The following is an 18,730-nucleotide window of genomic DNA, read 5'->3' on the forward strand; positions in this document are numbered from 1 at the left end:
TTCCAATGTATGGAGCAGGTTTTATCGGCTATCCATGTCAGGGGGAGCTCAGGGAAGGAGGCATCATATGCCTTCTGATCTAGCGAATCGATTAGGGGTCCCGGTTCAACTGGGATCATTCCACGTTATGCGATGAGTGCGGAGTGAAAGTCAATACTCCTACCCTGACTCATTCTATAGAAAATGAGGAAGCTAAAAAATCAACTCACATTGCATAGGATTATTCTTGATGAAGCTCCATCCAAATCCTCCGGATTATACGTTTAATCTCTTCCAGTCTTTTCTCCCGTTCCTCCTCGGTAATGTCAGGGGCCACGATATGGACCGTGGTCTCTCCAATCTGATATGTCGCCGTATATTTGGTTTCTCTTTGCATGGATCCCACCTCGCCCTAACCTATGTAGGTGGGACACGGGGACAACATATCTAATTTGTCAGGAGAGATAGCCATGGAAAGAGTCGCCATTTACCTGCGAAAGAGCCGTGCCGATATGGAAGCCGAGGCCAGGGGTGAAGGTGAGACCCTTGCCAAGCACAAAAAGACCCTGCTGTCTGTAGCCAAACAACAAAACCTCAATATTGTTCGTATCCATCAGGAGATCGCCTCCGGTGAAAGCCTCATTCACCGACCGGAAATGATGGAGCTGCTAAAGGAAGTGGAATCCGGTTTATATGATGCGGTCCTCGTCATGGATATGGACCGATTGGGTCGGGGGAACATGCGGGAACAAGGGATAATTTTAGAAACCTTCCAGAAAAGCGGAACAAAGATCATCACACCCCGGAAAACTTACGACCTGCAGGATGAATGGGATGAGGAATACAGTGAGTTTGAAGCATTTATGGCCCGCAAGGAGTTAAAAGTGATCACCCGACGGTTACAGGGTGGACGGATTCGATCCGTCGAGGAAGGAAACTATATCGGGACCCGGCCTCCTTACGGTTACCAGATCAAAGAGGATGGACAGGGCCGTTACTTGATTCCTGATCCCGACCAAGCTCCCGTCGTCAAAATGATCTTTGAATGGTATGCCAACGACGACTCGAAGGAGCGAATGGGCTCAAACAAGATCGCCAATGAACTGAACCGAATGGGATATCCCACTTATAATGGAGGGAAATGGAAAGGCTCCGCCATCCTGAACATTATCAAAAATGCGGTCTACGCCGGTCGGATTCAGTGGAAGAAAAAAGAGTACAAGAAGCCGTCAGACCCAACGAAACTGCGGGAAGCCAAAACCCGGCCTCAAGACGAATGGATTGATGTAGAGGGAAAGCACAAACCACTTGTCACTATGGAGATCTATCAGAAAGCCCAGGATATTCGCAAGCGCCGGTATCATGTCCCCTATCAATTGGTCAACGGGATCACCAATCCCCTCGCCGGTTTGATCAAATGTGATCTTTGTGGTTCATCGATGATCTACCGTCCCTACACTAAACAGCGGCCACATCTCATGTGCTACAATTCGTTATGTAATAATCGCAGCACCCGGTTTTCCTATGTCGAAGAACGATTGTTGAGGATCCTCCGGGAATGGCTGCATGATTATCAATTAAAATGGGATCAAAACCAACAGCCGCCGGATGACTCCGGACAAATAATCGAAGTCAAAAAAATCGCCATCCAGAATTTAAAGCAAAAACTGGAGAACCTGAAGTCACAAAAAAGCCGTTTGCACGACCTGTTGGAACGCGGGATCTATGATGGAGAAACATACGTTGAACGCTCCAAAAACCTGACCAAACGGATGGAAGAATGCCGAAAATCCTTGGAGGAAACGATTGTTGACTTGGAGAAAGAAGAAGAGAGACAGCGGGCCCGGGTCAATGTCATTCCCAGGGTGAAGCATGTCCTTGAGATCTATCCCAAGTTAGAAAACCCGGAACAAAAAAACCTTCTCCTGAAAAATATCCTGGAGAAGGCCACTTATCGGAAAGAACGATATCAAAAAGGCGATCAATTCACCATGGTTATTTACCCCAAATTGTGAATCTCTCTGTTTTTGAACAGATAAAGAGTTGAGGTTAATTCATTNTTCAATGCAGCGGGCGGCATAGGTGGCTAGCTTGGTTCCTTTGTTGGGTTGGTAGGACTCGATGGCTTTGATTAAGCCGATCGTGCCGATGGAGATCAGATCTTCGTTGTCTTCACTGGTGTTTTCAAACTTTTTCACGATGTGGGCCACTAAGCGAAGGTTATGTTCGATCAGGACATTGCGGGCTTCCTTGTCACCCCCGGCCATCTGTTTGAGATACTTTTCCTCCTCTTTTTCGTTCAGAGGCTGGGGAAAAGCATTGTTCTTGATGTACGCCACTAAGAGGGTCACTTCACGGAACAATAAAGCAAGGGTCGTGAACAAACCGGGCACGCCGCCGTCACCTCCGCTCTTGCGATCACGAAAAACAGGGTGATATCAGCATATGAACAGAGTGGAAAGCAAGTGCCTGTACGGGAGGAAATCATATCAAGGGGAAGAAGAGGTTCTCCCTGAACGGAAGTCCCCGATCTCTGTCAAGCTGTGAAGAGGGAGGAGTTCGATTCAGATCGGATCTGGATAAATCCATTGCTGGGGGACCGGGTATAGCCGGCTCTCCCTGTATCTTACGAAAACTCGGATTGCAGTATCCCTTCAGGCAACTTTGATCTTGTTCAACAAGGTGGGGCGGCTCCAACCTCCGGCAAAGAGCACAAAGGCAAATCAAATCCCTACCTTCCCAGCCCTTCTGTGATTTTCCACACAATGTTTGTTGCGGGAGCATCGTTGTCACGATTCACTTTCAAGCACAGTAAATCACAACGCTTCTAATCCAATAAGAAATCAAGCTCACTGTTGCTGAGGTTGACGGTTTCGAAGTCCGAAGCGGTAAACTCCCGCTCCTCCATTTGACAGCAGTGGCGAATAAAGATCCGCAACCGCTCCAAATAATCGGCAAACAGCCTTTCGATGGAGTTCCGGTCAAACTGATGAGTGCTGAAGGTTACTGCGATTTCCAACTGTTTCGCTTTCACCATCACAACGATATCCAGCAATGTTGTTGCATGGTTGACAGTGGACTGCTCTCTGCCGGTTTCTGCATATTCGATCGCCAGCCATCCCCCCTCCGGATCATTCCCCAGTTCACCTAAATAATTGAAACGAATCGGCTTTCGGCGTGTGTTCCCGACAGGGTTTATCAATTCTTGGAGCAGACCGTAGCCGATCCCCTTATTTGGCACCCTGCGAAAGTCATCCTTGACGGCCTTGATCTGGGAGGAAATATCAGGCATCACGGGCAACACAAGCGGGTACATCGTCGTAAACCATCCGACTGTACGTGAAATATCCAGATCCTCAAACAGCCCTTCGCGGCCATGCCCTTCCAACTCCAACCGGATTCGGTCCCGCCCGGACCAGTCGCCCAAACTTGCTGTCAAAGCAGCTAGGAGCAGTTCGACAGTCTGCGTGTTGTAGGGGGTATTGGCTTCGGTGAGCAATTGTGCCGTCTCTTCCTGATTCAAAGTAAAGGAAAGCGTTTCACAACTGCTCAGATCATGGTCTACCTCCCCGTCGAGAGAAAGATTGTTTGCCACTTCCTCCATTGAACGCCAATAGGCCATTTCATCCTGCACCTGTTTTGCACCGGACTGATTCAACGCTTCCGCCCATGCCTGGAAGGAATGGGACTTCAAAGGCAACGACGGCGTCTGTCCCTGGTGCAGTTGTTCGAGGCAACGGTTGGCATCCTCAATCAGAATCCGCCACGAGACCGCATCCACCACCAGATGGTGAGCTGTCAGCAACAGCCACTGTTTCCCGTCGGCAAGTTGAAACAGCGCCGCCTTGAACAACGGGCCTTCCGCCAAGTTCAAGCTCGCCTTGAGCGCCTCTCCGAGCTTTCGAACCTTGCTTAAAACCGTCTGAGCCGGTTCCTGGGAAAGATCATGCACTTCTGCTTGTATACCATTGACGAACAGGTCTTTGTTGTGATATAAGAGGTTCCTTTTCACGTCGTATTGCAGACGTAACAGATCGTGATGTTGCACCAGGGCGGTCAGCATCCGGTTGACATGTTCCTCTTTGAGAGGTTGACGTGCAGAGAGAAGAACTGACTGATTCCAATGATGAGGATTCTTAAACCGCTGGTTGAAAAACCAACGCATGATCGGAGTGGGTTGAACCACCCCCTCCACCGGAGTTTGCTCCACAGCCACTTGATCCTGCTTCTCCACCACAGCCGCCAGCTCGCGAACCACAGGGTGATTCAGCACGTCTTTGACTCGCAGTTTCCATCCGAACGCTTGCAGGCGGGAAACAACCTGGATCGCTTTGATCGAATCTCCGCCCAGACGGTAAAAGTTGTCCTCCGGTTCAACGTGATCCGTCTGCAAGACTTCCTGCAGAATCTGCCGCACTGTCTGCTCCGCCTCATCATCCACTTTCGGCCATTCGGTATCCGCCGGGCTGTGCGCCCGGGGATCCGGCAATGCACGGCGGTCCACTTTTCCGTTTGGAGTGAGGGGAAGTTGCGATAGACTCACAAAAAAGGCAGGGATCATATAGCTTGGCAATCCCTTGGCCAAGTAGGTGCGCAACTCGAACTCCCGAAAATCCCCCTTCGCAACCACATAGGCAACCAAGTGCTTCGATCCTTCCTCAGTCTGCCAATCGACAACCACTGCATCCTGAACTAAGTCATGCTGCAACAACGCACTTTCGATCTCGCCCGGTTCAATACGATACCCCTTGATCTTCACTTGGGAGTCGATACGGCCCAAGTATTCGATCGTCCCGTCCGATGACATGACCGCCAAATCTCCGCTGCGGTACATCCGCTTCCCGGGAATGAAGGGGTTCTCCAGGAAACGTTCCGCCGTCAATGCCGGACGATTCAAATATCCCTTGGCTACTCCGTCCCCCGAAATGAAGATTTCACCGGGAACCCCTACAGGGACCGGCTGCAGGTACGCATCCAGCAAATAGATTTGAACGTTGTCGACGGGCCGACCGATCGGCACAGAAGCGTGGCAGTCGGCAACCGGATTGTACCGGTGAATCATACAGCCCACCACCGTCTCCGTCGGTCCGTATTCATTCATGATCTTTGCCCGCCCGCCAAAACAGTCGTACACTTCTTGCGCCAACTGAGTCTTCAAATTTTCCCCGCCGACGATCAAGCAGCGAACCCTGGAGTGACGGATGTCACAATTCTTCAGCAGCCCAAGATGCGAAGGAGTCACTTTGAGCACCGTAACTTGTTGATCCTGCAAAATTTTGCAGAGGATGAACTCGTCATCGCTTTCAGGATAGATTACCAACTTCAATCCGCTGATCAAGGGTGTGAAGATCGAGGTCACCGTCAGATCGAAGGAGATTGAGGAGTACAGAGCAAAGACATCGTCATCTCCGCTGATATAGGTTTTTTGGGCCCAACAGGTGTAATTGACCAGCCCCTGTTGCTGGATCACGACACCTTTTGGCTGACCCGTGGATCCGGATGTGTAGATCAGGTACACTGGATCATTTGGCGTATTGACAATGGCCGGATTGGATGCATCGCCTTCGTAATTGTGCTCATCCCGCAGATCAACCGTCTCACCCGCGAAATCCAATTCCGCCGGATCCGGAAGATCTGTCAACAGAAGCGACGTACCGCTGTCTTTTAAAATATAGCGGATGCGGTCGGAGGGATAAGCGGGGTCGATTGGCAAATAAGCTCCGCCCGCCTTGAGCACGCCCCATATGGCGACAATCACTTCGGGGGAATGCGTTGCCAGGATTCCCACCACCTGCCCGGGAGCCACTCCCTTGGCTTGCAGCAAACGGGCCAATTGATTCGAGCGTGCCTCCAATTCGCGATAAGTCATGGAGCGGTCACCACATCGGAGAGCCTCACGTTCAGGGGTTCGTGCCACCTGCTCGGCAAACAATTCTTGAATCGTGCGCCCTTTCGGATACTCCGCTTCGGTTCGGTTTTGTTCCTCCAGTACAAACTTCCGTTCCGCTGCTGTCAGCAAATTCAGGGACTGAATCGGCTGCTCCGGATCAGTCCGTACTTGCTCCAACAATGTCATCAATATCTCGTGCATCCTGTCGATCTGTTCATCGGAAAAATCAGCCGTTTTGTAGTCATACATCAGCTCCAAACGCTCTTGTCTCCACTCCTTGATGACCAATTGCAGCGAATATGCTTGATACCCACTGTAAAATTCTACATTTTCAGTCGGCACTCCGCCCAGATCATTGTTCAGTTTTGTGTTGTAATAGTTTACACAGTATTGGAACAGACCGTCATATCCCTTGGTGGTCAATTCCAGATCTTTGACCAACAGGTTGTATGGGTAGCGCTGGTGAAGGAGACACTTTTTGATCTCACTGTTGACTCGCTTGAACAAAGCAGAGATACTTTCATTTTCCTCTATGTTCAACCGTAGCGGCATCGTACTCGTAAACATGCCCACCATCTTTTTTTCCGCAATGCCGGATCGGTTTAACACCGGCAATCCGATGGTGATATCCGATTGATGATGGACTTTGTGCATGTACACAGCCATCAAGGTCGTAAAAAGTGTGTTCAGAGAGATTTTCCACTGTTTGAGAAAGGACTGAACTGCGATCAATGTCTCTTTTTCCAAAAAAAACCGCTTGCGTTTTCCTTTAAGGGATTCGGATGATGGCAAAAAGGAATCGGGAAGCACCTGATACTTTTCGTTCCAAAATGCTTTGTTTTTCTCAAAGCGCGGAGAGTTCAAATATTTTCGCTCGGATTCCAGATAATTAATATACGAGTATTCCACCGCATCATTTATCGGCTCTTTGGCTTTAAGCCTTTGATAAAATCCGCTGATCTGATCGGTCATGAGCAGAATGGTCCAGCCGTCTGCCACTATGTGATGCAGTTTCACAAAGTAGGCACTCTCATCCTCCTTGATTTTCAGCAATACAAACTTGTACAACGGTCTCTTTTCAAGGGGGGTCGGCTTTTGAAATTCCGCCTCCGCCCACTTATCCGCTTCATCCACGGGATCTTGGGATTCGGAAAAATCCAGAAACTGCAAAGGTGTTGGATCGAAAGGATGCACATATTGCAAGGGCTCTCCTTGCTGTTGAATGATCCGCAAGCGCAGCCCCTCGTTTTTCTTAATGAATAACTGAATCGCTTGTTCAAGGAGCCCATAATCGATTTTTCCCTTGATACGAACCATTCCGCCAATGTTGTAAAGCGAGGTGTTCGGGTGGATCTGTTCGTTATACCAGATCCGTTTTTGCGGATGGGACAGAGAGTAATATCCACGTGTGTCTCCCATGGTCTCCCTCCTGTTCTCATCACTCGGTCTGCTTATGGACTTCATCCGGTGTCTGTACCTCTATATAGGGCGGATACGAATTGAGCTTTTCCAGGTGATGTTCGAGAATTGAGATGTCACCTCTCTGGCCGACCTCCTTCAATCCTGCCAAACGGTAGGTAACAAACATCATGCGATTGCGTTGTGTTTGGCGAAACTCGGCCCGAAAACGTTTTCCGGCCTCCTTCGTTCTTTGCATCAGATACGTCAGAAGCACTGTACCGACACCGCGCGACATGACACGGCAGGACATGAGTAACAGTTTCAGACAGTTCACTTCCTTCTCCATTTGAAGCAGAGCGAGTCCGATCTTTCCGTAGGAACCATATTTATCGGTCAGTTCGCAGACGAGCAGAAGATGATTCGGGTCGGTGCGGTAACAGTTCAGTTCATCGTAATCGTAGGTGATGCCGGTGGAGTTAAGTTGATTGGTGCGCAACGTCAACTCCTCCGCACGCTTCAGATCCTCTTCCCGTGCTTCCGTGATCACAAATTTCATACCCAGGGAAGCCAAAAACTCCTCTTTCGGCCCTTCATAGCCCTCCTCATCCTGCTTGCGTTGCATATCTTCCATATACATCAGCCGTCGACGGCGGGAATCTTCCGTGATCATTTTGGGTTGGAAGCGAGGCATATCAAGCAACCTCTGATACTCCTCCGCATGCAAGCAGAGTACTTGTTCGTGCACGCTCTTCACCTCTTGCAGTTCAAAAGGCTGATCGTCAATGAACGCAAGGGTATCGATCCCGATATTCAGGTTTTTACAAATATTTTCGATAGAGCTTGACTTGGCATTCCAATGAATTTCCGGATATAAGAAATATTCTTCCAGGTTGAATTCCCGTAGCTTGGCCAACGCGTCCTCCCGATTGTTTTTGCTCGCGATGGACTGCAGAATGCCCCGGCTATCCAATTCCCGGATAATTTCAGGAAGGCCCGGTTTCAGGGTGACGTCGGGAGACTCCAGCAACACACCGTCCCAGATCGTGTTGTCAAGGTCCCATACTACACATTTGATCTCTTTGTTCACGATCTTGCCTCCTCAGTTTGTATAAGTTGAATTTGTCCCATGTCCATCTTGATCCGTTTGTCCGCGAGATGAAAATAGTGATCATCGTGGGTGATGGCGATGATACATTTGCCTTTCTCACGCATTTGCGGCAACAGTTCTTGATAGAAAAAGCTGCGGTAGTCAGGGTCCTGATCCGCCGCCCATTCATCAAACAGAAAGATGGGACGGTTCTCCAAAAAGGTAACCAACAGCGCCAGGCGCTTTTTTTGCCCGGTTGAAAGTTGGGTGGTGGTGAAGTAGCCATTCTCGACCCCAACTTTATCACGGAGCCGAAGCAGGTCGAGATATTGGTCAATCTCCGCTTCGTGGCCCTTTGTCTCAATCCCGTAAAGTCGGTCAAAGAGGTGGAAGTCACTGAGGATCGCCGAATAACACTGGTTTAATTCCTCCAGCGTCACTTTGCGACCGTTCAACAAAATCTCTCCGACATCCGGTTTGTATAACCCGGTGATCAGTTTGGCCAATGTGGACTTTCCGCTGCCGTTGCCGCCGGTGATGAACACGATCTCACCTGCGTTAAACTCAAAATCGATCGGCCCGACGCCAAACCCGGTGCTGTCCCCTGCACTGTTTTTATACTCGTAGCCCACACCCTTCAGTTGCAGTCGAACCGGCTCTTCCAAGATTGGGGACATGGCAGCCGTCTCTTCGTCGGTTTCCAAGTCTGCCACACTCCTGATCATCTCCTGAATGCGTTTCCATGAAATCCGGACGAGCACCAGTTGCGGAATGCCGTTCAGAAGTTCATTGACCGGACCGGTCATATACAAGAAGACCAGCACATAATTATGAATCGTCTCTTTGGGGATATTTTTGAAGATCTCCGGGAACACGAAAGCAACCACACCGATGACGATGACAAACAGCAGTTCGCCGACGACGAAGACATTGGCAAACTTCAGATCACCTTCCGTGCGTTTCCCGCGATAGTTGTCACAACTCTCGTTCATGACCTCGCGGAACTCCTGACGCTTGCCCCGATGGAGACGCAGTTCTTTGAATCCATGCCGTAAGTCTTGGATCAACCGGAAATACACGTTCTGAATGTCCCGGGTTTCATTCCACACCTTGTCCGCCTGTCGTCCTATCACCCAATAAAGGCCGACGGTGACCAGAATGATGACCAATGAGATCAAAAAGGCGTACAGGTTCATCACGCCGAGATACAAAAAGCAAAACAACAATGTGAGCAAGCTTGTCCCGGCAGTGACCAGCAAGTTGAGTGAGCGGGAAATCACCTCGGTGTCGTTGTTCAGGGTCGCCTCGATCCGTCCTTGTTCCAGCGATTCCAACTTGTGGTATGGAGTATGAAGCAATTTGTCGGTCAGGTCCATCCGTTTTTCATAAACCAATTCATTGGCATAGGTGACGATGCGGACCCGGATAAATCGTTGCGAGAAAACGTACATCACGATGCCAAGCCCAAAATAGAACAGAAGGCCGTTTTCCAGGTTGTTTGTTCGCACAAAGGTTTCATTGATGACGAAAATCAAAAATGCGTTGCCAAATCCGGATATCAGACCGAGCACAATCAGTGTCAGGTAGGATTTGTCCCGCGGTTTTGGAAACAGCAAGTTCACGAGGGTCCAGAGGGTGTAGATCCCTCCGGCTCCACCGAGCATAAACGCCGCCAGCAAGACGGTCCCGGGAGCCCAAACTTGCAGGAAAGACCAAGGCAGTCCGCCGAACAGGAGATCCGGCAGGCGAACCAGTGCATAAACCATCAGCCCGAACATGGATATCGTCAAAAACATCTGCATCCATGTCTTGCCGGTCGGCACCCGGAACACCCGCTTGCGGCGGAAGATCTGCCAGAGCAGATGACAAAAGAATCCGCATAAGGAAAGGACGAGGATCAAAACGGCACTCACCAGTACAGTGGCGATTTGGTCCACTTTTTTATAGGTGTCAAAGAGAATCGGTTGGATCTCCTTGTCAAGCATCATGTTGAGGAGACTCTCACCAATGTGGAAAGTATAATCGCTGTTGATATTGGCCATCACAGCCACGCCGAGCTGTTCTTCATTGCGAAATCCGATGTAAGAGGAAAAGTTGGGGTTACTGCCCTCGTGCGAGAGCTGACCTCCGCCACTTTGATAAACTTCCCAACCCGATGCGTAGGAAGAGCCCGTCGCACTTGGAGCCACCCTGCGATCCGGTTGATGCGAACGATGGATCAGATCCGCCGGAAACTCCTTCGGCTGCTCAACTCCCAGTTGCAATTTCAACCATTTTTCCATGTCGTTGGAGTTGGTGATAAAATAGCCGGCAGGTGTGTTGCCTTTGAAATCCGGCGCATCATAGGGAGAAGGCTGCAGAAAGTGACGCTTGTAGCCCGTCGCCATATCCGCTTGCGGAGCAAAAGCCCGTCCTGGATACGTATCGAACAACCCCAGTTGCTCAAGTACTTGCTCTTGGACATATGTTTCGAAAGGCTGGCCGCTCACTTTCTCAATCACAAGCCCGAGCAAATCATAGTTGACCGTCGCATATTCATATCTGCTGCCCGGTTCCCGGTTGAGGCCCAGAGGCATCACAGCTTTCACCGTTTTTTCCAGCGCATCCCGACCGGAGGTGACTGGCAGATATCCGATGGATTTTTCCGGTATTCCGCTGGTATGGTGCAACAATTGGTAAAGTGTGATCGAGGCTGATTTCCCCTCGTACTCCATCTCAAACCATGGTATGTATTTTGTTACCGGATCACTCAGCTCGATCTTGCCCTCCTGCTCCAATCGCAACAAAGCAAGGGCTGTAAATGCCTTTGAAGTGGAACCGAGTTCGAAAAGCGTCTTGTCCGTAACCGGATGCCCGGCCTCATCCGCGTGTCCGAAATGGTGTTTATAGATCGTGTTGTTGCCTTGAACAATCACGACAGAGAGACCCGGAATGTCGGCCTGCTCGATCTGTTCTTGGATGAACTCCTGCACTTTCGATCGATCAAAATGAATCTCTTCCTGTGCCGCCGCCTTCTGCATAGGGGACAACATCAACATAAGAACGATTGCCACACAGACCCATGAAGCAAGTCTCATTCTTTCGCTCCTTCATCTGCGATTTGTTTCCGCGATGGATTAATTTTTCTCGTGTAAAGATTCCGAATGATTTCGTTCATCCATCACTGCGACAGTTGGAGGTGATAAACCGGAAGCACCTGTTTGGTAAACTTCTTTCATTGGGCGGCCAATGGGTGGGGGATCCACGCCTGCTTGGATCTGTTCAACACACTAGTCCCTTTTAAATGGCATCCACCTCGTGAACACGCGGTTCACGAGGTGGTGCGGTTTCCCCGTGTTTTATCCTTTTCACTTCATTTCTGTCAACCAACCCGGTTCGTTCGCTTATGAGTGTTGTGAAAAAGTTTTTGGACAACGATAAGTCCCGGTTTGGACAAGTCCCTTCAAATTCTTCTTGTTCATCAAATGATTGGCAAAGTTTCCCCTTTTCATATTAACACACAAAGACCATGGTAGCAACGGAATACACATAATTTCCTTGATTCCGTCAGGCTTTCATCGGATATACGCTCCCTCGGATCATCGAACTTAAAACAAAGCGTAAGCAACTTTTGCGTGGAATCTAAACAGTGCTCAATGTTTTCTCTTTCAGTGGGCGCAGAATATTTTGGCCGATCCGTTCGATTTCGGAGCTGCCCATCTGAGAGGTGATCAGAATATAACTGGCCCCCGCCTCCCGAAAATCCAGCAGCGTCGAGATGACATCCTGATAATTACCGACAATGGAGACTGAATTGGAGGGGTTGATCGTGCTCAGACCTCCCCAGAGATGTTCATCCACCCAGTAACCGTCTTCGGCTCGCAGGTCCTTGTAACGGCGGAGGCCCACCGAATCGGCATTGTTAAGAAATAACTTGGTCATCCTTTTCAGAGCGGCAGGTGTCTTCTCCAGCAATTCGTACGCCGCTTCAAATGCTTCTTCCGTCGTCTCCCGTGCAATGATGTCGACCAACACCGCACATTGGATCTGCTCACGGCCATATTCCTTGGCGTAGTCCCTGACCTTTGAGAAGTGTTCCCTAAGTGTTTGACGATCCATCGCATAGAGTATATAGGCATCGCCGTACTGCGCCGCCACCCGCATCGCCGCCTCGGAGGAGCCTGCAACAAAGTAGCGGGCCCGACGCTCCGGATTCTCCTTGGGGTAGATATCGCTGTTTTCCACCTGATAGAAATCACCTTTGAAAGTAGTCACACCCCGGCGCAACTGCTGGAGTAAGTCAACATATTCTTTGGTTCGTGCGTAACGTACTTCATGGGATTCCGGCTTTCCATCGCGGCTGAGTACCATCGAAGCACTGCCGCTGACAATATTGATATCGACACGGTCTCCAACCAACTTATTCAAGGTGTTCAATGCTTTCGCGGTAACGGTAGGGAGCATCTGGTTGGTGTTTTGTGCAACCAGTACCCGCACGCCCTTTACCCGGATCCCGATCAGGGTCGCCGCCACCATCGGGTCCACCGAGGTCGGTGCGACGGAAACCAGCACCGAGTCAAAGTGGTTCGCCTCGGCCTGCCTGGATTGATCCACGTACTCCTCCAACAAGTCCTTAGTTTGAGGTGTCGGAATAACAGGCAATCCCCAGCAGAATTCCATTATGGATCCACTCCTTCTTTTTCCGTTTCCTGGCGGCTTTCAATATGTTTCAACAATGAGCGAATCGTTCTGTGCTCGTAAACCACCAGATCGTCCGTTCTCACTCCCTCCGCTTCCAAGGCGAGATCCAATTCCACAGCCAGCAGCGAGTTGCCCCCCAATTCAAAGAAGTCATCATCGATACCCACTTGCTCCACGTTTAGCAACTCCCTCCAAAGTTCGACCAGTTTCCGCTCCGATTCTGTGAGGGACTTGCCGGCCAAGATCTCTATTGCCTGTTCTTCCCCTTTTACCTCCGGCAATGATTGGCGATCTATTTTGCCGCTTGAAGTTCGGGGAATTTCAGTGAGGGGCTGGAACCGCGCCGGCACCATGAAACTGGGCAGGAAACGGCTCAAATATGTTTTCAACTCCCCGGTCTCCACAGTTGCACCCGGGACATAATAAGCAATCAATTGTTTGTTGCCCAGCGAATCATCTTGGTCGATCACGACAGCCTCTGTGACGGCATCATGTTGGGTCAACAGACTCTCGACCTCCCCCAACTCAATACGGAAGCCGCGAATCTTCACCTGCCGATCAATACGACCGAAGAACTCGATATGACCATCCGGCAGCCAGCGAGCAAGATCGCCGGTGCGATACATGCGCCCGGCTGTGACAAAGGGATCGGGACGGAATTTCTCATCGGTCAGCACCTTGTTGTTCAGGTACCCCCGGGCGAGACTGGCTCCGGCGATATACAGTTCACCGACGACACCGATTGGAACCGGCTGTTCCTGCGGATCGAGAATATAGATGCGTACATTGGCGATCGGACGACCGATCGGGACATTCACATATCTTTCATGTTCTGAAAGCGGAAAACTCGTTGCAATGACGGTGGCCTCAGTGGGACCGTACAAATTGTGAAGTTGGGCGGTGGAACCGATGTTGCAGAACTGTTGGACAAGATCCTTCGACAATACTTCACCTGCGATCAACAAGTATTTCAATTCATGGAGTGCTTGGACATCGTCTCCCAATGCATTCAGAAAGACTTTGAACATGGACGGAACGAAGTTGAGCAGACGCACCCGGTGCTCCGTTACGGCGCGGATAATCGCTTTCGGGTTGCGGTGATCTCCCTCCTCAAGAACAACGAGGCGGGCTCCCGTCAGGGTCCAGCCGAACAGTTCGATGACGGAGACGTCAAAGGTGTAGGGCGTTTTCAGAAGAAATGCATCTTCCGACGTCATCGGGTACTGCTCTTGCATCGCGTACAAATAGTTGACGATACTTCTGTGCTCGACCATGACCCCTTTAGGCTGACCGGTGGAACCGGAAGTGTACAGGATATAGGCCAGTTGGTCCGGTGTGGCAACCGTTGTCAGGTTGCTGCCGTCGCCTTCATACAACTCCTGCCGTTTCAGATCCAGGACAGGGCCGGCAAAATGGACTTTGTCCTTGTATTTCGTCTCGGTCAGCAGGATGCTGACTCCACTGTCCTCCAGCAGATATCGGATGCGATCTGCCGGATCCTCAGGGTCAATCGGCAAATAGGCACCTCCCGCCTTCATTACAGCGTAGACAGCAATAACCATTTCCGCCGAACGGTTCAACATCAGTCCGATTCTCTCCTCCGGACCCACCTGGAGTTCGCGCAGACGGCGAGCCAATCGGTTGGCCCGGGCGTTCAGCTCCCCGTAGGTTACCATGACTCCATCGGCAATAAGGGCCGTTTTCCCGGGATGTTCAGCTGCTCGTCTCTCCAGGAGTTGATGAACCAGTCCCTTGTGTTGCACCTCCCTGGCCGTCTCATTGAATTTTTCCAGCACCATTTGAGTCTCTGCATCATCGAGCCAGGCGATTTCCTGCAAGCGCTGATGCGGATTTTGCAACAGGTCGTCCACTATGGTCAAAAAGTGACGTGCAAACCGCTCCATCGTGTCCCGTTTGTAAAGCCGGGTGGCATATTCCACCGCCATCAGCAATCCGTTGTCTTCCTCGTAAAACTCCAGTGTGATGTCCACCTTCGAAGCCTGGTGGGAAAAAGGATGCGGTGTGAACTTCAGACCCTCGGCCCTGCCCGGTCGACGGGTGATGTTTTGCAGGACCAGCATCGTATCGAATAACGGATTGCGGCTCAAATCACGTTCGGGATTCAACCGGTCCACCAATTCTTCAAAGGGATATTCCTGGTGCTGATAGGCTTCGATGGCGTTTTCTTTCACATCCCGCAGTAAATCGGTAAACTTTTTATCCGCGGACGGATAGTTGCGCATGGCCAACGTGTTGACAAACACGCCGACCATGGATTCCTGATCGCTATGCAAACGACCCGCAATCGGCGTACCCACAATGATGTCCTCCTGTTGCGTATACCGATGGAGGAGCACATTGTAAGCAGCGAGGAGAAACATGTACAGGGTCACACCGTATTGTTCGGCAAATTTCTGCATACGCCTCCATAGTTCGGAGGGAAGAGACAATTGAATTCGGTCGCCTTCGAAGCTTTGATTCAAGGGGCGGGGAAAGTCGGTCGGCAGTTGCAGAACCGGAATTTCGCCGCTGAATCGGTTCAGCCAAAATTGCTGATGCTTCTTCATCTCTTCACTGTGAAGCCGTTCACGTTGCCAAAGAGCATAGTCTTTGTATTGCAAGTTCAGCGGTTCCAGTGTTTCACCTTTGTACAGACGGAAAAACTCCTGTTCCAGCAAGGTGAGGGATACACCGTCCGCAATGATGTGGTGCAGGTCAAACAGCAAATAGTGGATGCTCTCCTGTCCCCGGATCGAGATCAAGCCGACCCGCATGAGCGGCGCTTTCGTCAGATCGAAGGGGCGGATGAAAGCCCGGATCAGCGATGGAACTTCCCGGGGATCCCCCGCCTCGAACCGTTCCACATCCAGGGTCACGTGATCCTGGATGACCTGAACGGGTTGACCGTCTTGGAAACGGAACCAGGTGCGCAACGATTCATGGCGCCGGACCAGAGATTGGACAGTCGCTTCCAAACGTTCCATGTCGAGAGATCCTTCGACCAGCAGAACACCTGGGATGTTATAGGCCGTGTCAAAACCTTGAAATCGATTCAGGACGTACAATCGCTTTTGTGCGGAGGAGACTGGGTAGGACTCTTGCTCCCTTTGGCGCCTGATCCCTTGAAAATCTTTCTGTTCCGCCCTCTGAACGCAAGTGGCCAAATCGAGGAGGGTCGGCTTGATAAACAGTTCACGAAAGGGAATATCGACCCCGAGGTCCTGTTTAATGCGGGATACGACAGCCGTGACCTGCAGAGAATTGCCACCCAGTTCAAAGAAACTGTCATGGATGCCCACTTTTTCGACACCGAGCACTTGACACCAAATCTCTGCCAGCATCTTTTCCGTTTCATTTCTCGGCGCCTCAAATCTGCTGGTCGACTGTTTCCGGACAGGTGCGGGTAATGCTTTGCGGTCGAGCTTACCGTTGGCTGTGACCGGAAGTTTTTCGAGTGTGATCAAATAGGAGGGAACCATATAGTAGGGCAAGTCTTCCGCCAAAAAACGACGGATCTTCGCCGTATCCACCGGCGTCTCCAGGACCAGATAGGCGCAGAGGTAGGGATCATCGCCCTGCTCCTCTTTACGGGCAATCACCACCGCTTCACGCACAGCCGGATGTGTCAGCAGTCGGTTTTCGATTTCGCCGGGTTCGATCCGCATCCCGTGAATCTTCACTTGGTCGTCGAGACGCCCCAGGTAGTCCAAGTTTCCATCCGGCAACCAGCGGACAAGATCACCCGTACGATACATTCGGCTCTCCTCCCTTTCCCCCTCCGACGTGACCCAGGGGGGAGTCGGGAATTTCTTTTGATTCAATTCCGGTCGGTTCAGATAACCGCGGGCCAAGCCGTGACCCGTGATGCACAGCTCACCCGGAACACCGATGGGTTGCAGTTGGTTACGCGGCCCGAGGATGTGTGCCTTCAGATTGATCAACGGAGTGCCGATGGGAACCCGTTGCAAGGTATCAAGCTCCTCAAAAGAGACATGAAAGCAACTCGTGTTGACTGTTACCTCTGTCGGCCCGTATGCGTTGGTCAACCGCGGCTTTTTGTCCCCAAATCGCTCCAAGAAAGACTTGGCGAGCTTTGGCGGCAATGCTTCCCCTGCGATGATCAGATGGAGGAGATCAAGTCCCTCCCCGTCCTGAAGGTGTTCCATCATGTATCGAAGATGAGTCGGTGTACCATCTGTGATCTGCACCTGGTGGCGGCGGAAATAGTCGAGCAACAACGCACCGTTCAGGCGGGCTTCCTCCGGCACGATATACAGGGTGTGTCCAAACAGGAGCGTTCCGAAAATCAACTGAATCGACGCATCGAACTCAAATGGCGACACGAGTGCAGCACGGAACGGAGCTTCATAGAGGGAAAAAACTTCCTTGTACATCCCCCATACGAAATTGACGACGCTCTTGTGCTCAATCATCGTTCCTTTTGGTTTCCCGGTCGACCCGGAGGTGAAGATCACATAAGCGAGTTCCTGCGGATTGTCGACCGGCGGCAGCTCCTCTGCTTCCACGGCTTGTAATTGTTTCAGAACTTCCGGCGTGATCAACAACGGAGAAGCGCAGTCCTCCAGCATTTCCTGCACACGGTTGGTCGGCAATTTTGAGGAGATGGGCAGGTAAGCTGCCCCGGCCTTCAGCACGCCGAGTAACGCGATGATCATGTCCGGCGAACGATCGAGCAACAGACCCACGATGTGACCGGAACCGATTCCTTTTTGCCGAAGTGAGGTTGCGACGCGGTTCGCCTTCCGTTTCAACTCCGCATAAGTCAGGCGTTCCTCCTCACCGACGACAGCCCATGTGTCCGGAGTGGCCTTTGCCTGATTGTCAAACATTTCGACCAGGGTGTTCTGATGGGGATCATCTTCCGATGTATCATTGAAACTCGCCAGTTCAACCCGCTCTTCGTCAGTGATCCAATCCAGCTCAACATGTGCGGCATCCGGGTTTCTCAGTGCCTGGGCAAGCAGTACCGCGTAATGATTTCCGAGTCGTTCGACTGTCGATGGATGAAACAGTCCCGTGCGGTAGTGGATATCCCCCTCCAGCCGACCGTTTTTTTGGCGGAAAGAGAAAACCAGTTCCGGGTCGGCCGGTTCAAGGTAACTCAGATCCTGCAGTTCCTCGAGAACGATCGCGATGCGGAAAGGGAATGAGCGACCCTCGGGAAGCTCTGTGTCCAACCGGTCCCGCAAGGTGATCAACGGAAAGTTTTGATGTTGAATCGCTTTGGAAGTGTTGTCCCGTACTTGCATGAGCAATTGCTTGAAACTCATGTTTTCCTGCAATCGTTGGCGTAGGATGATCATGGTGTTGATCAAATCAGTCTCTTCTTCCTGGCGATGGACCGGTGCCCCCACCAGAATGTCTTCCAGCCCGGTGTATTTGTTCAACAGCAAGGTCAACCCGGCCGTCAGCACCATAAACAGGCGCAGGTCGGAATGGTTGGAGAGTTTTTTCAGACGGTCCGACAGTGTGGCGTCGAGAAAAAAGGGGACAGAGGCAAGCTTTCCTTCTTCCCCCGACTCCGGCCAATAATCGGAGGGAAAGCGGCCGTCGGCCAACTCCCCCGCCAGTTGTTCCAACCAGTAACGACGTTCTGCAGTTTTTTGATGGGCTACGATGATGAGATCTTCTGTGACGATTCCCCTGGCCATTCCATAGCCACTCCTTTGCTT

Annotated in this window: 7 protein-coding genes and 1 pseudogene; 1 reads left to right on the forward strand and 7 read right to left on the reverse strand. The window is 51.1% G+C overall.

The genetic code is table 11. The features are described from left to right. Positions 1 to 220: 220 nt before the first annotated feature. On the reverse strand, positions 221 to 376 hold the full coding sequence (locus tag IEV46_RS03855; protein WP_188430079.1) for a hypothetical protein: 156 nt from the start codon (positions 374 to 376) through the stop codon (positions 221 to 223). A 73-nt stretch (positions 377 to 449) separates the two neighbouring features. Here IEV46_RS03855 and IEV46_RS03860 point away from each other — a divergent pair, with 73 nt between their 5' ends. Then, a complete protein-coding gene (locus IEV46_RS03860) occupies positions 450 to 1,994 on the forward strand; it encodes a recombinase family protein (protein WP_188430081.1) in 1,545 nt (514 codons plus the stop codon). Between the two features lie 45 nt (positions 1,995 to 2,039). Here the strand turns inward: IEV46_RS03860 and IEV46_RS03865 are convergent. The 6 genes and pseudogenes from IEV46_RS03865 to IEV46_RS03890 all read right to left on the reverse strand — a co-directional run. After that, a pseudogene (locus tag IEV46_RS03865) lies at positions 2,040 to 2,372 on the reverse strand (sigma-70 family RNA polymerase sigma factor); the annotation flags it as partial. Between the two features lie 434 nt (positions 2,373 to 2,806). Beyond that, the gene (locus tag IEV46_RS03870) at positions 2,807 to 7,288 is read right to left on the reverse strand and encodes a non-ribosomal peptide synthetase (protein WP_188430085.1); all 4,482 of its coding nucleotides are present in this window, start codon (positions 7,286 to 7,288) and stop codon (positions 2,807 to 2,809) included. Between the two features lie 19 nt (positions 7,289 to 7,307). Continuing rightward, entirely contained in the window at positions 7,308 to 8,357 is a 1,050-nt protein-coding gene (locus IEV46_RS03875; protein WP_188430087.1) for an HAD-IIIC family phosphatase, read from the reverse strand. Beyond that, complete coding sequence (locus IEV46_RS03880; RefSeq protein WP_188430089.1) at positions 8,354 to 11,434, reverse strand: cyclic peptide export ABC transporter; 3,081 nt, start codon at positions 11,432 to 11,434, stop codon at positions 8,354 to 8,356. The genes IEV46_RS03875 and IEV46_RS03880 overlap by 4 nt, the downstream gene beginning before the upstream one ends. A 544-nt stretch (positions 11,435 to 11,978) precedes the next feature. Then, positions 11,979 to 13,016 carry an LLM class flavin-dependent oxidoreductase gene (locus tag IEV46_RS03885; protein WP_188430091.1) on the reverse strand — a complete coding sequence of 346 codons (1,038 nt, stop codon included), beginning with the start codon at positions 13,014 to 13,016 and terminating at the stop codon, positions 11,979 to 11,981. Next, entirely contained in the window at positions 13,016 to 18,709 is a 5,694-nt protein-coding gene (locus tag IEV46_RS03890; RefSeq protein WP_188430093.1) for a non-ribosomal peptide synthetase, read from the reverse strand. The genes IEV46_RS03885 and IEV46_RS03890 overlap by 1 nt, the downstream gene beginning before the upstream one ends. Positions 18,710 to 18,730: the final 21 nt, after the last annotated feature.

It is taken from the genome of Kroppenstedtia guangzhouensis (assembly GCF_014637345.1).
Lineage (GTDB): Bacteria > Bacillota > Bacilli > Thermoactinomycetales > DSM-45169 > Kroppenstedtia > Kroppenstedtia guangzhouensis.

Excerpts from the sequence above, each read along its gene's own strand:
- IEV46_RS03855 (WP_188430079.1), bottom strand. The coding sequence starts at position 376 with ATGCAAAGAGAAACCAAATATACGGCGACATATCAGATTGGAGAGACC.
- IEV46_RS03860 (WP_188430081.1), top strand. The coding sequence starts at position 450 with ATGGAAAGAGTCGCCATTTACCTGCGAAAGAGCCGTGCCGATATGGAA.
- IEV46_RS03870 (WP_188430085.1), bottom strand. The coding sequence starts at position 7,288 with ATGGGAGACACACGTGGATATTACTCTCTGTCCCATCCGCAAAAACGG.
- IEV46_RS03880 (WP_188430089.1), bottom strand. The coding sequence starts at position 11,434 with ATGAGACTTGCTTCATGGGTCTGTGTGGCAATCGTTCTTATGTTGATG.
- IEV46_RS03885 (WP_188430091.1), bottom strand. The coding sequence starts at position 13,016 with ATGGAATTCTGCTGGGGATTGCCTGTTATTCCGACACCTCAAACTAAG.
- IEV46_RS03890 (WP_188430093.1), bottom strand. The coding sequence starts at position 18,709 with ATGGCCAGGGGAATCGTCACAGAAGATCTCATCATCGTAGCCCATCAA.